15 protein-coding genes are annotated in these 16,662 nt (G+C 73.9%); 12 read left to right on the plus strand and 3 right to left on the minus strand.

Annotation, left to right across the window (positions count from 1 at the left end):
• Positions 1-34: 34 nt before the first annotated feature.
• Together pknB and QE370_RS11940 are read right to left on the minus strand one after the other, a co-directional pair.
• Positions 35-2,074, minus strand: a complete 2,040-nt coding sequence (gene pknB / locus QE370_RS11935) for a Stk1 family PASTA domain-containing Ser/Thr kinase (protein ID WP_309634486.1) — start codon at positions 2,072-2,074, stop codon at positions 35-37.
• A 130-nt stretch (positions 2,075-2,204) separates the two neighbouring features.
• The gene (locus QE370_RS11940; RefSeq protein ID WP_309634487.1) at positions 2,205-3,233 is read right to left on the minus strand and encodes a polyprenyl synthetase family protein; all 1,029 of its coding nucleotides are present in this window, start codon (positions 3,231-3,233) and stop codon (positions 2,205-2,207) included.
• A gap of 39 nt (positions 3,234-3,272) precedes the next feature.
• Between QE370_RS11940 and metF the strand changes: the two genes are divergently transcribed.
• Positions 3,273-4,181, plus strand: coding sequence for a methylenetetrahydrofolate reductase [NAD(P)H] (gene metF / locus QE370_RS11945; RefSeq protein ID WP_253025947.1), 909 nt, complete (start codon positions 3,273-3,275; stop codon positions 4,179-4,181).
• Positions 4,182-4,194: 13 nt separating this feature from the next.
• Here the strand turns inward: metF and QE370_RS11950 are convergent, their stop codons facing one another.
• Positions 4,195-5,475 (minus strand): FAD-dependent oxidoreductase, encoded by a 1,281-nt coding sequence (locus QE370_RS11950; protein WP_309634488.1) that lies wholly within the window; start codon positions 5,473-5,475, stop codon positions 4,195-4,197.
• A gap of 74 nt (positions 5,476-5,549) precedes the next feature.
• Between QE370_RS11950 and QE370_RS11955 the strand changes: the two genes are divergently transcribed.
• The 11 genes from QE370_RS11955 to murD all read left to right on the plus strand — a co-directional run bounded on the left by QE370_RS11955 (position 5,550) and on the right by murD (position 16,659).
• Complete coding sequence (locus QE370_RS11955) at positions 5,550-6,281, plus strand: methyltransferase domain-containing protein (RefSeq protein WP_309634489.1); 732 nt, start codon at positions 5,550-5,552, stop codon at positions 6,279-6,281.
• 22 nt (positions 6,282-6,303) lie between these two features.
• Positions 6,304-6,696: a DUF3040 domain-containing protein gene (locus QE370_RS11960; RefSeq protein WP_253026636.1), complete on the plus strand. Its 393-nt coding sequence runs from the start codon at positions 6,304-6,306 to the stop codon at positions 6,694-6,696.
• A gap of 368 nt (positions 6,697-7,064) precedes the next feature.
• On the plus strand, positions 7,065-7,514 hold the full coding sequence (gene mraZ / locus QE370_RS11965; protein ID WP_241270777.1) for a division/cell wall cluster transcriptional repressor MraZ: 450 nt from the start codon (positions 7,065-7,067) through the stop codon (positions 7,512-7,514).
• A gap of 154 nt (positions 7,515-7,668) precedes the next feature.
• A complete protein-coding gene (locus QE370_RS11970) occupies positions 7,669-7,800 on the plus strand; it encodes a hypothetical protein (protein WP_256475569.1) in 132 nt (43 codons plus the stop codon).
• A 14-nt stretch (positions 7,801-7,814) separates the two neighbouring features.
• A complete protein-coding gene (gene rsmH / locus QE370_RS11975; protein WP_253026634.1) occupies positions 7,815-8,777 on the plus strand; it encodes a 16S rRNA (cytosine(1402)-N(4))-methyltransferase RsmH in 963 nt (320 codons plus the stop codon).
• Entirely contained in the window at positions 8,774-9,199 is a 426-nt protein-coding gene (locus tag QE370_RS11980) for a hypothetical protein (RefSeq protein ID WP_253026632.1), read from the plus strand. Before rsmH ends, QE370_RS11980 begins: the two co-directional genes overlap by 4 nt.
• A complete protein-coding gene (locus QE370_RS11985; RefSeq protein ID WP_309634490.1) occupies positions 9,196-10,959 on the plus strand; it encodes a penicillin-binding protein 2 in 1,764 nt (587 codons plus the stop codon). The genes QE370_RS11980 and QE370_RS11985 overlap by 4 nt, the downstream gene beginning before the upstream one ends.
• A 198-nt stretch (positions 10,960-11,157) precedes the next feature.
• Complete coding sequence (locus QE370_RS11990; protein ID WP_309635260.1) at positions 11,158-12,642, plus strand: UDP-N-acetylmuramoyl-L-alanyl-D-glutamate--2,6-diaminopimelate ligase; 1,485 nt, start codon at positions 11,158-11,160, stop codon at positions 12,640-12,642.
• Entirely contained in the window at positions 12,639-13,994 is a 1,356-nt protein-coding gene (gene murF, locus QE370_RS11995) for a UDP-N-acetylmuramoyl-tripeptide--D-alanyl-D-alanine ligase (protein ID WP_309634491.1), read from the plus strand. Before QE370_RS11990 ends, murF begins: the two co-directional genes overlap by 4 nt.
• Positions 13,995-14,131: 137 nt before the next feature.
• Positions 14,132-15,196 (plus strand): phospho-N-acetylmuramoyl-pentapeptide-transferase, encoded by a 1,065-nt coding sequence (gene mraY, locus QE370_RS12000; RefSeq protein WP_309634492.1) that lies wholly within the window; start codon positions 14,132-14,134, stop codon positions 15,194-15,196.
• Positions 15,193-16,659 (plus strand): UDP-N-acetylmuramoyl-L-alanine--D-glutamate ligase, encoded by a 1,467-nt coding sequence (gene murD / locus QE370_RS12005; RefSeq protein ID WP_309634493.1) that lies wholly within the window; start codon positions 15,193-15,195, stop codon positions 16,657-16,659. The genes mraY and murD overlap by 4 nt, the downstream gene beginning before the upstream one ends.
• The last annotated feature ends 3 nt before the right edge of the window (positions 16,660-16,662 follow it).

Raw genomic sequence — 16,662 nt, forward strand, 5'->3', positions numbered from 1 at the left:
ACGCCCCCGGACGACGTCCGGGGGCGTCGGTCGTTCAGACGTAGATGACGACGGTCGAGCCGACCTTGGCCTGGCCCGAGCCCGGGTCCTGGAAGACGACGCGGTCGGAGCCGGGGATGCGGTTGCGCACGTCGACCTCGAAGCCGGCCTCCTCGAGCGCCTTCACGGCCTCGTCGCGCGGGCGACCGAGCACGTCGGGCACGTCGACCGACTCCGGGCCCTTGGAGACCTCGATCGTGACGGTGTCGCCGCGGAACAGGGTGCCGTCCCGGGGCGACTGGCTGATGACCCGGTCCTTCGGGACGTCGTCGGAGAAGGACTCGCGCACCGTGACGGCGAACGACGCCTCCTCCAGCGCCGCGCGCGCCTCCTGGCGGGTGCGGCCGGTCTGGTCGGGCACCTGGATCGGCTCGCGGCCCCGGCTGACGACGAGGTCGACGACGGTGCCGCGCCGGACCTGCTGGCCGACCTTGACGCCGGAGACGGCGACGACCTGCCCCTGGGGCACGGTCTCGTCGTAGCGCTCGGTCACGTCGCCGGCCTGCAGGTTGCGCCGCTCGAGCGCGGCGCGGGCGTCGTCGAGGGTCCGACCCGACAGGTCGGGCACGGCGTAGCGCTCCTTGCCCTTGGACACGACCGCGGTGATCCTCTGTCCGGGCAGCAGCCGCTCGCCGACGGCGGGGTCGGTGGAGATGACGGTGCCGAGAGGCGCCGTCTCGGAGAAGGCGCGCCGGGTGACGTCGAGCTCGAACCCTGCGTCCTTGGCCTCCTCGGCCGCCTGCGCCTCGGCCTGGCCGACCAGCTGGGGGACCGTCTCGTAGCGGCCGAAGCCCAGCCAGTAGCCGGCACCGGCCGCCACGAGCGCCGCGAGGAGCGTGGCGACGAGCAGCAGCCGGCCACGTCGTCGCGCGCGGTCGTCGCGGGTCCGCACGGGCGGCTCCTGCGGCGGGGGAGCGGCTGCGGCGGCGGGGGTGCGCGACCACGTGTCGCTGCTCCAGCGCATGGTCGGCTCCGCGCGGGCGACGACCTCGCCGGTCTCGCGGTCGACGAGGACGGTCTCGCCACCGTCGTCGTCCAGGGCCGAGGCGGCGGCCGGCGACATCGGACCCGAGAGGGCGCCGTCGGGGTACTCGTGCTCGAGCACGACCGGGCGGGTCGGCTCGTCGTCAGGGGCCGTGGTGCGCGGCAGCAGGTCGGCGGTGAGGTCGGGGTCGTCGGCCAGCCCCTCCACGAGCGCACGCTCGACCAGCCGGACCTGCCGCAGCAGCACGCCGGCGTCCTGCGAGCGCTGCGTGCGGTCGCGGACCGTGGCGCGGGCGACGAGCGCGTCGACGTAGGGCGGCAGCTCGGGGCGCAGCAGCGACGGCGGCGCGACGTCCTCGTGGACGTGCTTGTAGGCCACCTGGATCGGGGACTCGCCCGTGTGCGGCTTGACGCCCGTGAGCATCTCGTAGAGCAGCGCCCCGCACGCGTACACGTCGGAGCGGGCGTCGGCCCCCTCGTTGACGACGATCTCGGGCGCGAGGTAGGAGACCGTGCCGATGAGCGTGCCACCGGTGGCGGTGGTCGCGGCGCTGACGGCGCGGGCCAGCCCGAAGTCGGCGACCTTGACCTCGCCCTCGGGCGTGATGAGCACGTTCTCGGGCTTCACGTCGCGGTGCACCAGGTGCGCGCGGTGCGCCGCGGACAGCGCCGTGAGGACGTCGGCCAGGAGACGCAGCGCCCGCAGCGGACGCATGGGCGCCTCCTCGCGCATGACGTCGCGCAGCGTGCGCCCGGGCACGTACTCCATGACGAGGTAGGTGATGTCGCCGTCGCGGCCCTGGTCGAAGACGGCCACGACGCCGCGGTGGTTGAGCTTGGCGGCGGCCCGCGCCTCCCGCTCGAAGCGCTGCGAGAACTCCTCGTCGTCGCCGAGCCCGGCGTGCATGACCTTGACGGCGACCGGGCGGTCGAGCCGTTCGTCGTGCCCGAGGAAGACGCTGGCCATGCCGCCCCGCGCGATCCGCTCCGCCACCCGGTACCGACCGTCGAGGACACGTCCGACGAGCGCATCATCACGCGTGACCGTCACGCCGGACCTCCTCACGTCGGCTCCACAGGCCGGCTGACCCTGGGACGAGTGTAGAGAACAGCCTCGCGCGGACGGTGCTGCGCGGCCGTGTCCTCGTCGGGAGTTGCCCGCGCCGCCCGGTCCGCGGTGCTCAGGAGGAGCGTCGGGTCGCGCTGAGCGCCAGGGGTGCCAGGACGTCGCGTGCTGCCGGACCGAGCGCGTCGATCGCCTCGTCGACCTCGTCCTCGAGCCTGGCGATGTCGCGCTCGACGGCCGCGAGCGCGCCGGTGCGGGTCATGAGGTCCGTGAGCGGGGCCACGCCCTCGGCCGTGCCGAGCAGCCGGGTGAGCAGCTCACGGTCGTCGTCGGAGCCCAGCTCCAGGGCACGGGCCACCAGCACGGTCCGCTTGCCCTCGCGCAGGTCGTCGCCTGCGGGCTTGCCCGTGGCGGCCGGGTCGCCGAAGACGCCCAGCACGTCGTCGCGGAGCTGGAACGCCTGGCCGAGCGGCACGGCCACGGCGCTCAGTCCCGCCACCAGCGTGTCGTCGGCACCGGCCAGTGCCGCGCCGATGTGCAGCGGACGCTCCACCGTGTAGGAGGCGGCCTTGAACCGCACGATCGTCATGGCCTCCTCGACGGTGACGGTGGCGCGGGTCTGCGCCAGCACGTCGAGGTACTGGCCCGCGACGACCTCCGAGCGGCAGAGGTCGAGGTAGCGCAGCGCCTCGGGCACCCGGGGCAGGCCGGAGGCGCGCAGCTGCTCGTCGGCCCACGACAGCATGAGGTCGCCCAGCAGCACCGCGGCGGCCTGGCCGAAGCGGCCCGCGTCGCCCACGGACCCCTCGACCGCGCGGTGCCGCGCCTCGAAGTCGCGGTGCACGCTCGGGTTCCCGCGACGGGTGTCGGAGCCGTCCATCAGGTCGTCGTGGACGAGGGCGCTGCCCTGCAGCCACTCCAGCGACGCCGCTGCGGTGACGAGGGCGGGATCGTCGGGGTCGCCGCCGGCCACCAGCCAACCGGCTCGGCAGAAGAGCGGGCGCAGCCGTTTGCCGCCGGCGACGAAGGCCACGGCGCTGTCGAGGAACGGCGCCAGGTCGGTGCCGACGTCGGCGAGCTCGGCGCGGCGCCGACCGGCGAAGCGCTCGAGTCTCGTCGGCCACGGCGTCTCGGAACTCGACAAGATCGGCGGCTACCACGTCGCGGACGATACCGTTGGCCCGTGACCGACGCCCCCGCGCCCGTGCCCTCCCACTCCATCGTGGAGGACCTCCGCGACCAGCGTCCCTGCGTGTCCTTCGAGTTCTTCCCGCCCAAGGACGACGCGGGGGAGGAGGTCCTGTGGCGCACCATCGCCGACCTCGAGCCGCTGCGTCCGTCGTTCGTCTCGGTGACCTACGGCGCCGGCGGCACGAGCCAGGACCGCACGGTCCGGGTGACGTCGCGCATCGCTGAGGAGTCGCGGATCCGCGCCGTCGGCCACCTGACCCTGGTCGGGCAGAGCCGCTCGGAGATCGAGACGGTCCTCAAGCAGTACGCGGCATCCGGCATCCGGCACGTCCTGGCCCTGCGCGGCGACCCCAAGGGCGGACCCCGCGCGCCCTGGGAGACCCACCCGGAGGGCATGGACCACGCGGTCGAGCTCGTCGAGCTGGCCCGTGACCTGGGCGACTTCACGGTGGGCGTGGCGGCGTTCCCCGAGGGTCACCCCGACGCCGGGGGACTCGAGCCCGACGCGGACGTGCTCGTCGCGAAGCACCGGGCAGGCGCGGAGTTCGCGATCACGCAGCTGTTCTTCCGCGCGCAGGACTACGTCGACCTCGTCGAGCGGGTCCGCTCGCGCGGGAGCGACCTGCCGATCGTGCCCGGCATCATGCCGATCCTGAACTTCTCGCAGGTCGCCCGCATGGCCGAGCTGTCGGGCGCGGAGATCCCGCGCGAGGTCCTCGACGTCGTCGAGCCGGTGCAGGACGATCCTGCGGCGGTGCGCGAGCGTGGCATCGAGCTGGCCACCCAGCTGTGTCGCGACCTGCTCGCCCAGGGCGCGCCGGGTCTGCACTTCATCACGCTGAACCGCTCCAAGGCGACGCGCGAGATCTTCGAGACGCTGCGAGGCGAGGGCCTGGTCTGACCCCGACCCCCGCTCAGGCGGGGGTCGTCGGACGACGCGGCACCGCGCCGAGCCGTTCGGCGATCGCCTCGGTGGCGAGCCCGATCGCCTCCAGCGAGGGTCCCGGGTGCGCGTGCGCGCCGGCCATGACGACGCCGGGGGGCAGGGTCGGGCCCGGGCGCTGCAGCACCGTGCGCCAGCCTCGCCACTGCCAGCCCCAGTGACCCAGGCGCACGAGGTCGGCCGGGGCGAGGTCGTGGCGCTCCACCACCCGGTCGCGCAGGTCGATCCCGACCCGCACGAGCGCGACCAGCGGGTCCTCGGCCTTGTGGTGCGCGATCGTCCAGCAGCCGGGGGAGCCCTCCCAGAGGTGCAGTGGAGGGTCGGCGTGCACCGCGACGTCGCGGGCGAGGTCGGGTGCCGGGGCGTCCGGCGACAGGCGCACGAGTGCGCGGTGCGCGGGGATGCGGGGCAGCAGCGCCGGCTCCGGAAGCCCGTCGGGCCAGGTCGGCGCGCACCACGCCACGACGTCGGCCGCCACCACCCCGTCGTCGGTGCGGACGCCGGTGACGCCGGACGTGTCGCGCTCGACGCCCCAGGCGGAGCACCCCGTACGCACGTCGACGCGACGCTCCTCGAGACGTCGGGTGAGGGCGTCGGCGAGCGCCGGCATGCCGCCCTCGACCTCCCACCGCCCGAAGTTCCGCTCGACCTGGTGGCGCACCGCCGTGGCCGCGGGCACGGCGCGCGGGTCGTCGCCGGCGAGCACGACGTCGTCGAGCACCATGCGACGCATCCGGTCGTCGTCGAAGGTCCGCCCCACCTCGCGGCTCAGGGGGCGACGGGCACGGAGGGCGCGACGGGTCGTGCGGTCGAGCGAGTCGGCGTCCGGGACCTGGTTGAGCAGACGTCGCCGGACGAGGTCCCACGGCTCGGTCATCGGGTCGAGCCACGGGCTCCAGGGATCCTCGCCGAACGTCCCGAGGAAGGCGTCGACCTGGCCCGAGCGCCGGCCCATCGGCAGGTCCATCACGGTCCGGTCGGCGAACACGTGCCGGCGCCCGGGGAGCGTGTGCAGCGTGAGGGCCGCGTCGAGCGGCCGCCCCGACTTGCGGAAGAGGTCGCGCAGGACGCCGGGCAGCGTGAACGTGTCGAGGTCGAGCTGCCACAGCCCGTCGCCCGCCCGGTGGCCACGCAGACGTCCTCCGAGCCGGTCGCCGGCCTCGAGCAGCACCACCTCGTGCCGCAGCTTCGCGAGCCGCGCCGCCAGGGACGTGCCGGCGAATCCTCCGCCCACCACCACGACGCGCGCCATGGCCCGACCCTAGCGAGCGGCGGCGAGGGCCGGGAGCGTCCGGTCCCGCGGCCACGCTGTGACACAGTGACGCCATGCGTCCCGTGCGTCAGGAGATCATGTGGCAGGCCGTGCTCGACGCGGTCGCGGCCCTCGAGCGCAGCGGTCCGCTCGACGTCCTCGACGTCGGCGGTGGCACGGGTGGCGACGCGGTGCGGCTGGCGGCGCTCGGGCACCGGGTCACGGTGGTCGACCCGAGCCCCGACGCGCTGGCGTCGCTGGACCGTCGCGCCGCCGAGGCGGGCGTGCAGGACCAGGTCATGGGCGTGCTGGGCGACACCGGCGAGCTGGGGGAGGAGGTCACCCCCGCGGGCACGGACCTCGCGCTGCTCCACGGCGTGCTCGAGCACGTCGACGACCCGGCCGAGGCGCTGCGCACGGTCGCGGCGACGCTGCGCCCCGACGGCGTGCTGAGCGTCGTCGTCGCGGGGCGGCCGGCCGCGGTGCTCGCGCGGACCCTCGCCGGCGACTTCGCCGCGGCGTCCGCCCTCGCGCAGGCCCGCGTCGAGGGCTGGGACCTGCGCGCGCACGGCCCGCGTCGCTACGTGCCGGAGGAGCTGCACGAGCAGCTCGCGTCGGCCGGCTTCACCGTGCTGGCGCACGCGGGTCTGCGCACCTTCGCCGACCTCGTGCCGAGCGCCGTCGTGGACACGGAACCGGGAGCACGCGAACGCTTGTACGCTCTGGAACGTCTGGTCCGGACGTCCAGCGAGTTCTCAGGGATCTCGGCTGGTCTGCACACCATCGCCCGCCTAGACTTGGTCTAGACCCACCACCAGGAGGCCTCCGGTGCCACTCTCCGACGAAGAAGCCCGCCTGCTCCAGCAGCTCGAGCAGTCTCTCGCGGCCGAGGATCCCGACTTCGCGTCGACCCTCCGGGGCTCCAAGCAGGCCGCGCGCAACCGCAAGGTCGCCGTGCTGTCCGGGCTGGGTCTCGTCGTCGGCCTCGGCATCCTGTTCGCCGGTGCGGTCTCCGCCCTCACCTGGCTCGGCGTGCTCGGCTTCGTCGTCATGCTCGCCGGCGGCTACTTCCTCGTCACCGCGTGGCGCCACGGCCTCACGGCCGCGCCCGACGCCGGTCCCACGCGCTCGTCCGGTCCCAAGGGCCCGAAGCAGTCCGGCTCGTTCGTCGACCGCATGGAGGAGCGCTGGCAGCGTCGCCAGGACGGCGACGACCGCTGATCCTCCCGCGGACCCCCTGAGGTCCGCCCCCACACCTCCCCACACCGGGTTCCGCACCAGCGGGACCCGGTGTCGTCATGTCCGGCCCCTCCACGCGCCGGCAGCCCTCACCGAGCGGGGGAGAGGACGGGAGCGGACGCGCATCCGCTCCACTTCGCCCCACCTCGATCGCGCCGGAGGCGCTGCGTGCTGCAACGACGGCGCAGGACGCTGCTCGTCGGGCGCTGCGGCACGTCACGAAACTGCCGGAATTTCCGCTGTGTCGCGTTGACGGTGGGGGAAGGTGGGGTAGGGTGGTGCGAAATGGAGCACTTGGGGATCTCTTCACGACGGTGGAGGGCCCGACGCGGGAGACGAGGTGAGGGGAGGTGGGCATCGATGCGGACAACTTCTTCGGCACCTACACGCCCCGCCTCGACGACAAGTCGCGCCTCTTCCTGCCGGCCAAGTTCCGCCCGCGGCTCGAGGGCGGCATCGTGCTGACCCGCGGGCAGGAGAACTGCATCTACGGCTGGACGACCGAGGCCTTCGGCGCGTTCACCGACCGCATCCGCGAGACGCCGTTCACCAACCGTGAGGCCCGCAACTTCGTGCGCATGCTCTACTCGGGCGCCTCCTCGGAGGTCCCCGACAAGCAGGGCCGCATCTCCATCCCGCCGGTGCTGCGCACCTGGGCCGGGCTCGAGCGCGACGTCGCCGTCGTCGGCGCGATGGACCGCATCGAGATCTGGGACGCCCGCCGCTGGGACGAGTACTCCGCCGGCCAGGAGGAGCAGTTCTCCGACATGTCCGACGAGGTGATGCCCGGCATCTTCTGAGCCCGCGAGGTCCGACCTCCGCCTGTCCGGTCCTGGCATCACTTCCCCGGTGCCAGAGCCGTACGGACGGGGATCAGGCCGCACGGTCGCCCTCCGCACCACCGTCCACCCCCACAGCCCGCTCCACGGAGCCCCGAGCACCCGAGGAGGTGCGATGCACCAGCCCCGACGCGTCCGGCACGAGCTCGCCGACGCCGCCGTCCTGATGGCGTTCTCCGCCGGCGTCTCCGTCGCCCTCGCGCTGCTCATCGGGCTGGCCGTCACCCTCGTGGCCGGTGCCGCGTGACGCAGGACGACGGGGTGGGCACCCCGGACGCCCGGCACGTGCCGGTCCTGCTCGACCGGTGCCTGGAGCTGCTCGAACCCGCCCTGACCGCGCCCGGCGAGCGCCGCCGCGTCGTCGTCGACGCGACCCTCGGGCTCGGCGGCCACACCGAGGCGATGCTCCGGCGCTTCCCCGACGTGCACGTCGTGGGCGTCGACCGCGACACCGAGGCCCTCGCCCGTGCCCAGGCGCGCCTCGAGCCCTTCGGCGACCGCGTCACCTACGCCCACGCCGTGTACGACGAGCTGCCCGACGTCCTCGCCGACGCCGGGCTGCGCCGCGTCGACGGCGTGCTCTTCGACCTCGGCGTCTCCTCGATGCAGCTCGACCTCGCCGACCGCGGGTTCGCCTACGCGCAGGACGCGCCCCTCGACATGCGCATGACGCCCGGGGTCGGGCCCACGGCCGCCGACGTGCTCAACACCTACCCGGCCGACCGGCTCGCGCGCGTCCTGCGCGTGCACGGCGAGGAGAAGTTCGCCCGACGGATCGCCGACGCCGTCGTCGCCGCCCGGGAGACCGAGCCCTTCACCCGCAGCGCCCGCCTGGTGGAGCTCGTCCGCGACAGCATCCCCGCCGCCGCCCGCCGCACCGGGGGACACCCGGCCAAGCGGACCTTCCAGGCGCTGCGCATCGAGGTCAACGACGAGCTCGCCGTGTACGCCCGCGCGCTGCCCGCCGCGCTCGACGCCCTCGCCGTCGGCGGTCGCGTCGTCGTCCTGTCCTACCACTCGCTCGAGGACCGCATCACCAAGCGCGCCCTCGCCGACGTGACCACGCTCGACGTGCCGCACGGGCTGCCCGTCGTGCCTGCCGGCCTCGAGCCGCGCTTCAGGCTCCTCACCCGCGGCGCCGAGCAGGCGAGCGAGGCCGAGGCCACCGACAACCCCCGCGCCCGGTCGGTCCGGCTGCGCGCCGTCGAGAGGGTCGCCGCATGAGCACCATGCACGCCGCGCGTCCGCGCCAGAGGACGGCCCGTCAGGCCCGCCCGACCACCCTCCCGCTGCGGCTCGTCGCACCCGTGCGCAGCCGCGCCGGCCGGGCGCCCTTCGTCGTCGTCGTGCTCACCGTGCTCGGCATCGGCCTCGTCGGGCTGATCCTCCTCAGCACCGTGCTGCAGGCCCAGGCCTTCGAGATCGCCCGCCTGCAGTCCAGGGCCGACGCGCTGACCGTGCAGGAGCAGGACCTGCGCCGCGAGGTCGAGCGGCTCCAGGCGCCCGCGGACCTCGCGCAGCGCGCCGTCCTCCTCGGCATGGTGCCCAACACCAACCCCGTCTTCCTCCGCTCGAGCGACGGCAAGGTCGTCGGCGACCCCGTGCCCGCCGAGCCCCGCAGCAACGTCGAGAGGGTCGATCGATGAAGCGTCAGCGTCTCTCCCGCACCCGGCTGCGGGTCAGCCTCCTGCTCGTCGTCAGCCTGTTCATGCTCTTCGGCGTCCGGCTCTTCTGGATCCAGGGCCTCGACGCCCAGGCCTACGCCGCCATGGCGCGCAACGCCAGCACCCAGCCCGTCACCGTGCCCGCGCCGCGCGGCGACATCCTCGACCGCAACGGCGAGGTCATCGCGACCAGCGTCGACTCGCTCACCCTCACCGCCGACCCCACCCTGACGACGAAGAAGGCCCCGCAGATCGCGCGCATCCTCGTCTCGAGCCTCGGCGAGGACCGCGTCGACTACTTCGACCTCATCGAGAAGCTGCGCACCCCCGACACCCGGTTCGTGGTCCTCGAGAAGAACCTGCCCGCGGCCAAGGGCCAGAAGGCGCTCCAGGCGCTGCGCAAGGCCGGCGCGGCGGGCGTCTTCAGCCAGAAGACGACCATGCGCACCTACCCCGGTGGCCGGCTCGCCGCCAACCTCGTCGGCTACATGAGCCAGACCAAGGACTCCGACACGCCCGTCGGCGTGCAGGGCATCGAGCGCCAGTACGACGCGCTGCTCACCGGCAAGGACGGATCCGCCACCTACGAGGTGTCGCCGACCGGGCAGCGGATCCCCATGGCCGACAGCACCGTCGTGCCGATGAAGCCCGGCCAGGACGTCCAGACCACCATCGACCGCGACCTGCAGTGGTACGCCGACCAGCGCCTCGCCGACGCCGTGCGCTCCGCGGGCGCCGACTGGGGCCTGGCCATCACCATGGACGTGCGCACCGGCCAGGTCGTCCAGCTCTCGCAGGCCCCCACCTTCGACCCCGGCTCGAAGGCGACCATGCAGGACTCCAACACCGTCTCGCGGTTCGTGCAGACCGTCTACGAGCCCGGCTCCGTGCTCAAGACCATCACCATGGCGGCGCTCGCCGACCAGGGCAAGATCGCGCCGGACACGCAGATCAGCGTCCCCGGCAAGATGGTCATCGACAAGTTCCCCATCGGCGACTACTGGCAGCACGGCACGCTCAACCTCACCGCCGCCGGCGTCATCGCCAAGTCGTCGAACCTCGGCACCATCGTCGCCGCGCAGCAGATGAGCAACCAGACGATGCACGACTACCTGCGCAAGTTCGGCTTCGGCGTCGGCTCCGGCGTCCAGCTGCCCGGTGAGTCCAGGGGCATCCTCGCCCCCGCCGCCAGCTGGACCAAGGCCAACCACGCCACCATCTCCTTCGGACAGGGCATCTCCGTCACGGCGCTGCAGGTGGTGCGCGCCGTCGGCGCCATCGCCAACGGCGGCGTCATGGTCGACCCGTCCGTCGTCAGCGGGTTCGTCGACGCCGACGGCCACCGCACCGACGCCAAGGAGGTGCCCTCCCGACGCGTCGTCTCCAAGAAGGCGGCCGCCGAGGTCACCCGCATGATGGAGGCCGTCACCGCCGACGACGGCACCGCGCCCGCCGCGCAGATCCCCGGCTACCGCGTCGCCGGCAAGACCGGCACCGCCTGGCGGGTCAACCCCGTCACCGGACGCTACGTCCGCGGGCAGAACACCGTCTCGTTCATCGGCTTCGCACCCGCCGACGAGCCCCGCTTCATCACCTACGTGGTGCTCGACAAGCCGTTCGCCAACGCCGGCGGTGGCTCGACCGCCGCCCCCGTCTTCCACGACATCATGTCGATGGCCCTCGAGCGCTTCGGCGTCGCGCCCACCGGGTCGCGCTCGCCGAAGGTGGCGCAGACCTGGTAGCCGGGCGCGCTCGTTCCTCGCGCTGCAGCACGGCTCGGCTTCGCTCGCTGGCGCTCGCTCGCCGCTGAAGTGAGTTCGGGGCTCGGTTGGCGTGGCTTGCACGGGGTGGGGGTGGAACGAGTTCCGGGGTGGGGTGAGGGGATGGCGGGGAGTCGCTACGTTGGACCGGTGACCGACAGCGAGGACCTCCCGACGACCATGCGGACCCGGCCACGTGAGGTGGCGCGGCGGACGCTCGCCGACGTCGCCCAGCACCTCGACGCACCGCAGCCGGTGGGGGAGGACCCCGTCGTCACCGGCATCAGCCTCAGCACCCGGACCCTGCAGCCCGGCGACCTCTACGCCGCCCTGCCGGGCAGCCGGGTCCACGGCGCCGACTTCGCCGACGCCGCGAAGGCAGCCGGAGCCGTCGCCGCGCTCACCGACGCCGACGGCGCCGCCCGCACGGCGGGCCTGCCGACCGTCGTCGTCGACCGTCCCCGCAGCCGGCTCGCCGAGCTCAGCGCCTGGTTCCACGACCACCCCACGCGGGCGTTCACGACCTTCGGCATCACGGGCACCCAGGGGAAGACCACCACCACCTACCTCGCCGAGTCCGCGGTCGGCAGCGCCCGCAGCGCCGTCGTCGGCACCATCGGCACCCGCGTCAAGGGCGTCCCGGCCGCCTCCGCGCTCACCACCCCGGAGGCGCCGGACCTGCAGGCGCTGTTCGCCGTCATGCGCGAGGAGCAGGTCGAGGTCTGCGCCATGGAGGTCTCGAGCCACGCGCTGGTGCAGGGCCGTGTCGAGGGGTTCGCCTTCGACGTCGCCGCCTTCCTCAACCTGGGGCGCGACCACCTCGACTTCCACCGTGACCTCGACGACTACTTCGCGGCCAAGGCCAGCCTCTTCACGCCCGAGCACGCCGAGCGGGCCGTCGTCAACATCGACGACGAGCACGGCCGACGTCTCGTCGACCTCACGCCGCTGCCCGTCGTCACCTTCTCCACCGCCGGACGCGTCGCCGACTGGCGGGCCGCCAACGTCCGACCCCACCGGCTCGGCACCGACCTGGAGGTGCTCGGACCCGACGGGCTCGAGCTCGACCTGCACGTGCCGCTGCCGGGCGTGTTCAACGTCGCCAACGCGCTCGCCGTCATCGCCTCCCTCGCCACGGTCGGCCACGACCCGGTTGACCTCGCCGCCGGCATCGCGACCAGCCCCGGCGTCCCCGGCCGGATGGAGCGCGTCGACGCCGGGCAGGAGTGGACCGCCGTCGTCGACTACGCGCACAAGCCCGACGCCGTCGAGGCGGTCCTCACCGCGCTGCGTCCGGTCACCCCCGGCCGGCTCGTCGTCGTCATCGGCGCCGGAGGCGACCGCGACCTCGGCAAGCGCCCCCTCATGGGCGAGGTCGCCGCCCGGTACGCCGACCTCGTCGTCGTCACCGACGACAACCCGCGCACCGAGGACCCCGCGGCCATCCGGCGGGCCGTCCTCGCCGGTGCGGAGGGCGGGGCCGCCGAGGTCGTCGAGATCGCCGGTCGACGCGATGCCATCGCCCACGCGGTCGCCGTCGCACGACGCGGGGACACGGTCGTGGTGGCCGGCAAGGGGCACGAGCAGGGTCAGGAGATCGGCGACGTCGTCCACCCGTTCGACGACCGCGAGGTGCTGCGCCGCCTCGTCGAGGAGCACGCATGATCCCCCTCAGCCTCGCCGCGATCGCCCAGGCCGTCGGCGGCGTCGTGCACGGCGACGGCGACGTCGTCGTCACCGGACCCGCCACCCTCGACTCGCGCGCCGTGACGCCCGGCGGGCTCTTCGTCGCCCTGGCGGGGGAGCGGGTCGACGGGCACGACTTCGTCGGCGCCGCCCTGCAGGGCGGCGCGGTCGCCGTGCTCGCCTCGCGACCCGTGGAGGCGCCGACCGTCGTCGTCGACGACGTCACCGACGCCCTCGGCCGGCTCGCCCGGCACGTCCTCGACCTGCTCGACGTCCAGGTCGTCGCGCTCACGGGCTCCCAGGGCAAGACCAGCGTCAAGGACCTCCTGGCCCACCTCCTCGGCCGGGTCGGGCCCACCGTCGCCACGGCGGGCAACTACAACAACGAGCTCGGCGTCCCGCTGACCGTCCTGCGGGCCGATCTCGCCACCCGCTACCTGGTGGTGGAGATGGGGGCCCGGGGGATCGGGCACGTCGCACGCCTGTGCCGCGTCGCGCCGCCGCACGTGTCGACCGTCCTCAACGTCGGCAGCGCGCACGTGGGCGAGTTCGGGTCGGTCGACAACATCGCGATCGGCAAGGGCGAGATCATCGAGGGGCTGCGACCGGGTGGCACCGCCGTGCTGAACGCCGACGACGCGCGCGTCGACGCCATGGAGCCTCGCGTGCCTGCGGGCTGCGCGGTCGTCCGGTTCGGCCGCGCCGCCCAGGGTCCTGACGACGTGCGCGTCGTCGACGTGACGCTCGACGCCCACGGCGAGCCCGACGTCGTGCTCGAGCACGGGGCGGAGCGCTGGACCACGCACGTGCCGCTCCTCGGCGTGCACCAGGCGTCCAACGCCGCAGCCGCGCTCGCCCTGCTCGCCGGGCTCGGGCTGCCGGTGGCCGGCATCTCGCTCGATGACTACGCACCCGCCACCGCGCAGCGCCTCGAGCGGCACGAGCGGGCCGACGGAGTCGTCGTGCTCGACGACTCCTACAACGCCAACCCCGAGTCGGTGCGTGCGGCGCTGGAGGCGCTCGCGGGGCTCGGTGCGCAGCGCCGCGTGGCGGTGCTGGGGGAGATGCTCGAGCTCGGCGCCGACGCCCACGCCCGGCACGTCGAGGTCGGGCGGGCCGCGGCAGAGCTCGGGACGTCGCTCGTCGTCGCGGTCGGCGACGGGGCACGCGGCATCGCGGAGGGCGCCGGCGACGTCGGCCTCGCCGTGCCCGACGTCGACGTGGCCCTCGACACGCTCCGGGCGTGGCTCTCCCCGGGCGACGCGGTCCTCGTGAAAGCATCGAGAGGCGCGCGCCTCGAGCGGGTCACGGCGCGCCTGCTCGAGCCCTGACCGGCATACTCGACCCGGACCACCCCAGCCCGACCAGCCCAGCCCGACCAGCCCAGCCCGACCAGCCCCGCCCGACCAGCCCCGCCCGACCAGCCCGCTCCCGCCCAGCCCCGCCCCCCGAGAGGACCACCGCCCGCATGCTCGCCGTCCTGATCGCCTCAGCCCTCGCCCTCGTGGGCACCCTGCTGGGCACGCGCGTGGCCATCAACGTGCTGGTCAAGAAGGGCTACGGGCAGCTGATCCGCGACGACGGCCCCACCTCGCACCACGTGAAGCGCGGCACGCCGACCATGGGCGGCACGGTCATCATCCTCGCGTCGCTGCTCGCCTACGCGATCGCGAAGCTGGTCACCGGCTACCCGCCCAGCGCCTCGGCCCTGCTGCTGCTGTTCCTCTTCGCGGGGCTCGGGCTCATCGGCTTCCTCGACGACTACATCAAGATCTCCAAGCAGCGCAGCCTCGGGCTGCGCAGCAAGGCCAAGATGATCGGCCAGGTGCTCGTCGGGCTCGTCTTCGCGGTGCTGGCCATCGGCTGGGAGGACGAGAACGGACGCACCCCGATCTCGCACGCGGTCTCCTTCGTGCGCGACATCCCCGGCACGCAGCTGCCCACCGTGCTGCTCGTCGTCTGGGTCCTGCTCATGATCGCCGGCGCCAGCAACGGCGTGAACCTCGCCGACGGCCTCGACGGCCTGGCCACCGGCGCGTCCGTCATGGTCTTCGGCGCGTTCGTCGTCATCAACGTCTGGCAGTACAACCAGAGCTGTGCGACCGAGCAGGTCAGCCGCTGCTACGAGGTGAGGGACCCGCTCGACCTGGCGGTGGTGGCCGCGGCCATCACCGGGGCCTGCTTCGGCTTCCTGTGGTGGAACGCCTCGCCCGCGAAGATCTTCATGGGCGACACCGGGTCGCTGTCCCTCGGCGGCGCCATGGCCGGGTTCGCGCTCATGACCCGCACCGAGCTGCTCCTGGTGATCATCGGCGGCCTGTTCGTCGCCATCACGTTCTCGGTGATCCTCCAGGTCGCGTACTTCAAGGCCACCGGCGGGAAGCGGATCTTCCGCATGGCACCGCTCCAGCACCACTTCGAGCTGCTCGGCTGGGCCGAGATCACGATCGTCGTCCGGTTCTGGATCATCAGCGGACTGTGCGTGGCCGCCGGTCTCGGCGTCTTCTACTGGGAATGGCTCGCCTTCCGATGAGCGCGGAGCACCCGCGTCGCGACGTCGAGAGCCTCGGCGTCGGCGACGACTGGACGGACGTGCGCGCGGTCGTCACCGGCTTCGGGGTCAGCGGGTTCGCTGCGGCCGACACCCTGCAGCACCTCGGGGCGAGCGTCACGGTCCTCGACGAGCGCGTCCCCGACGCCGGCTCGGCCCGCGCCGAGCAGGCCACGCTGCTGGAGACGCTCGGCGTCACGCTGCGTCTCGAGCCCGGCGCCACGGCCACCCTGCCCGACGACGTCGACCTCGTCGTCACCTCGCCGGGCTGGCGCCCGGAGTCGCCGGCGCTGCGCGCAGCCGCCGAGCGCGGCGTGCCCGTCTGGGGCGAGGTCGAGCTGGCCTGGCGCCTGCGCGGTCCCGACGCGCCGCCGTGGCTGTGCGTCACCGGCACCAACGGCAAGACGACCACCGTGCAGATGCTCGACGCGATCCTGCGCGCCGGCGGGCTGCGCAGCGCCGCGGTCGGCAACGTCGGACGCCCCGTCCTCGAGGCGGTCATGGACCCCGAGCCGCTCGACGTCCTCGCCGTCGAGCTCTCCAGCTTCCAGCTGCACTGGAGCTCCTCGCTCGCCGCGGAGGCGTCGGCCGTGCTGAACATCGCCGACGACCACCTCGACTGGCACGGCACGCTCGACGCCTACGCCCACGCCAAGGGCCGGGTGTACGAGAACGTCGAGCGGGCGTGCGTCTACAACGTCGAGGACCCCCGCACCGAGCAGCTCGTGCGCGACGCCGACGTGCAGGAGGGCGCCCGCGCGATCGGGTTCACCCTGGGCGTCCCCGCACCCGGCATGCTCGGCGTCGTCGACGGCCTGCTCGCCGACCGTGCCTTCGCCCCGGACCGTCAGACCAGTGCCGCCGAGCTCGGCTCGGTCGCCGACCTGCCCGACGACGCGCCGCACACCGTGGCCAACGCCCTCGCCGCCGCGGCGCTCGCCCGCGCGCACGGGGTCGAGCCGAGGGCCGTGCGCGACGGGCTGCGCGGGTTCCGCCGGGGACCGCACCGCGCCGACCTCGTCGCCGAGGTCGACGGTGTCCGCTACGTCGACGACTCCAAGGCCACCAACCCCCACGCCGCCCTGGCGTCGCTGCGCGGCGTCGAGTCGGCCGTGTGGATCGCCGGCGGGCTCGCCAAGGGTGCCCGCTTCGACGAGCTCGTCGAGGCCGCCCGCGAGCGGCTGCGCGGTGTGGTGCTCATCGGCACCGACCGCGCCGTGGTCGCGGAGGCGCTGGCCCGACACGCGCCGGATGTGCCCGTCACGGAGGTCGTCGGCGGGGAGGATGGCCTCATGGACGACGTCGTCGCGGCAGCGGCCGCCCTCGCGCGCACAGGTGACACGGTGCTGCTGGCGCCCGGCTGCGCGTCCATGGACCAGTTCCGTGACTACGCCGCACGGGGCGACGCCTTCGCCGCGTCGGTGCGCCGGCTCCCCACCGCGTGAGCG

The sequence above is a fragment of the Aeromicrobium sp. SORGH_AS_0981 genome (assembly GCF_031453195.1).
Classification (GTDB): domain Bacteria; phylum Actinomycetota; class Actinomycetes; order Propionibacteriales; family Nocardioidaceae; genus Aeromicrobium.

Bases quoted from the DNA above. Each gene is read 5' to 3' on its own strand.
- QE370_RS11950 (WP_309634488.1), bottom strand. From the start codon at position 5,475: ATGGCGCGCGTCGTGGTGGTGGGCGGAGGATTCGCCGGCACGTCCCTG.
- QE370_RS11955 (WP_309634489.1), top strand. From the start codon at position 5,550: ATGCGTCCCGTGCGTCAGGAGATCATGTGGCAGGCCGTGCTCGACGCG.
- QE370_RS11970 (WP_256475569.1), top strand. From the start codon at position 7,669: ATGCACCAGCCCCGACGCGTCCGGCACGAGCTCGCCGACGCCGCCGTC.
- QE370_RS11980 (WP_253026632.1), top strand. From the start codon at position 8,774: ATGAGCACCATGCACGCCGCGCGTCCGCGCCAGAGGACGGCCCGTCAG.
- QE370_RS11985 (WP_309634490.1), top strand. From the start codon at position 9,196: ATGAAGCGTCAGCGTCTCTCCCGCACCCGGCTGCGGGTCAGCCTCCTG.
- QE370_RS11990 (WP_309635260.1), top strand. From the start codon at position 11,158: ATGCGGACCCGGCCACGTGAGGTGGCGCGGCGGACGCTCGCCGACGTC.
- murF (WP_309634491.1), top strand. From the start codon at position 12,639: ATGATCCCCCTCAGCCTCGCCGCGATCGCCCAGGCCGTCGGCGGCGTC.
- mraY (WP_309634492.1), top strand. From the start codon at position 14,132: ATGCTCGCCGTCCTGATCGCCTCAGCCCTCGCCCTCGTGGGCACCCTG.
- murD (WP_309634493.1), top strand. From the start codon at position 15,193: ATGAGCGCGGAGCACCCGCGTCGCGACGTCGAGAGCCTCGGCGTCGGC.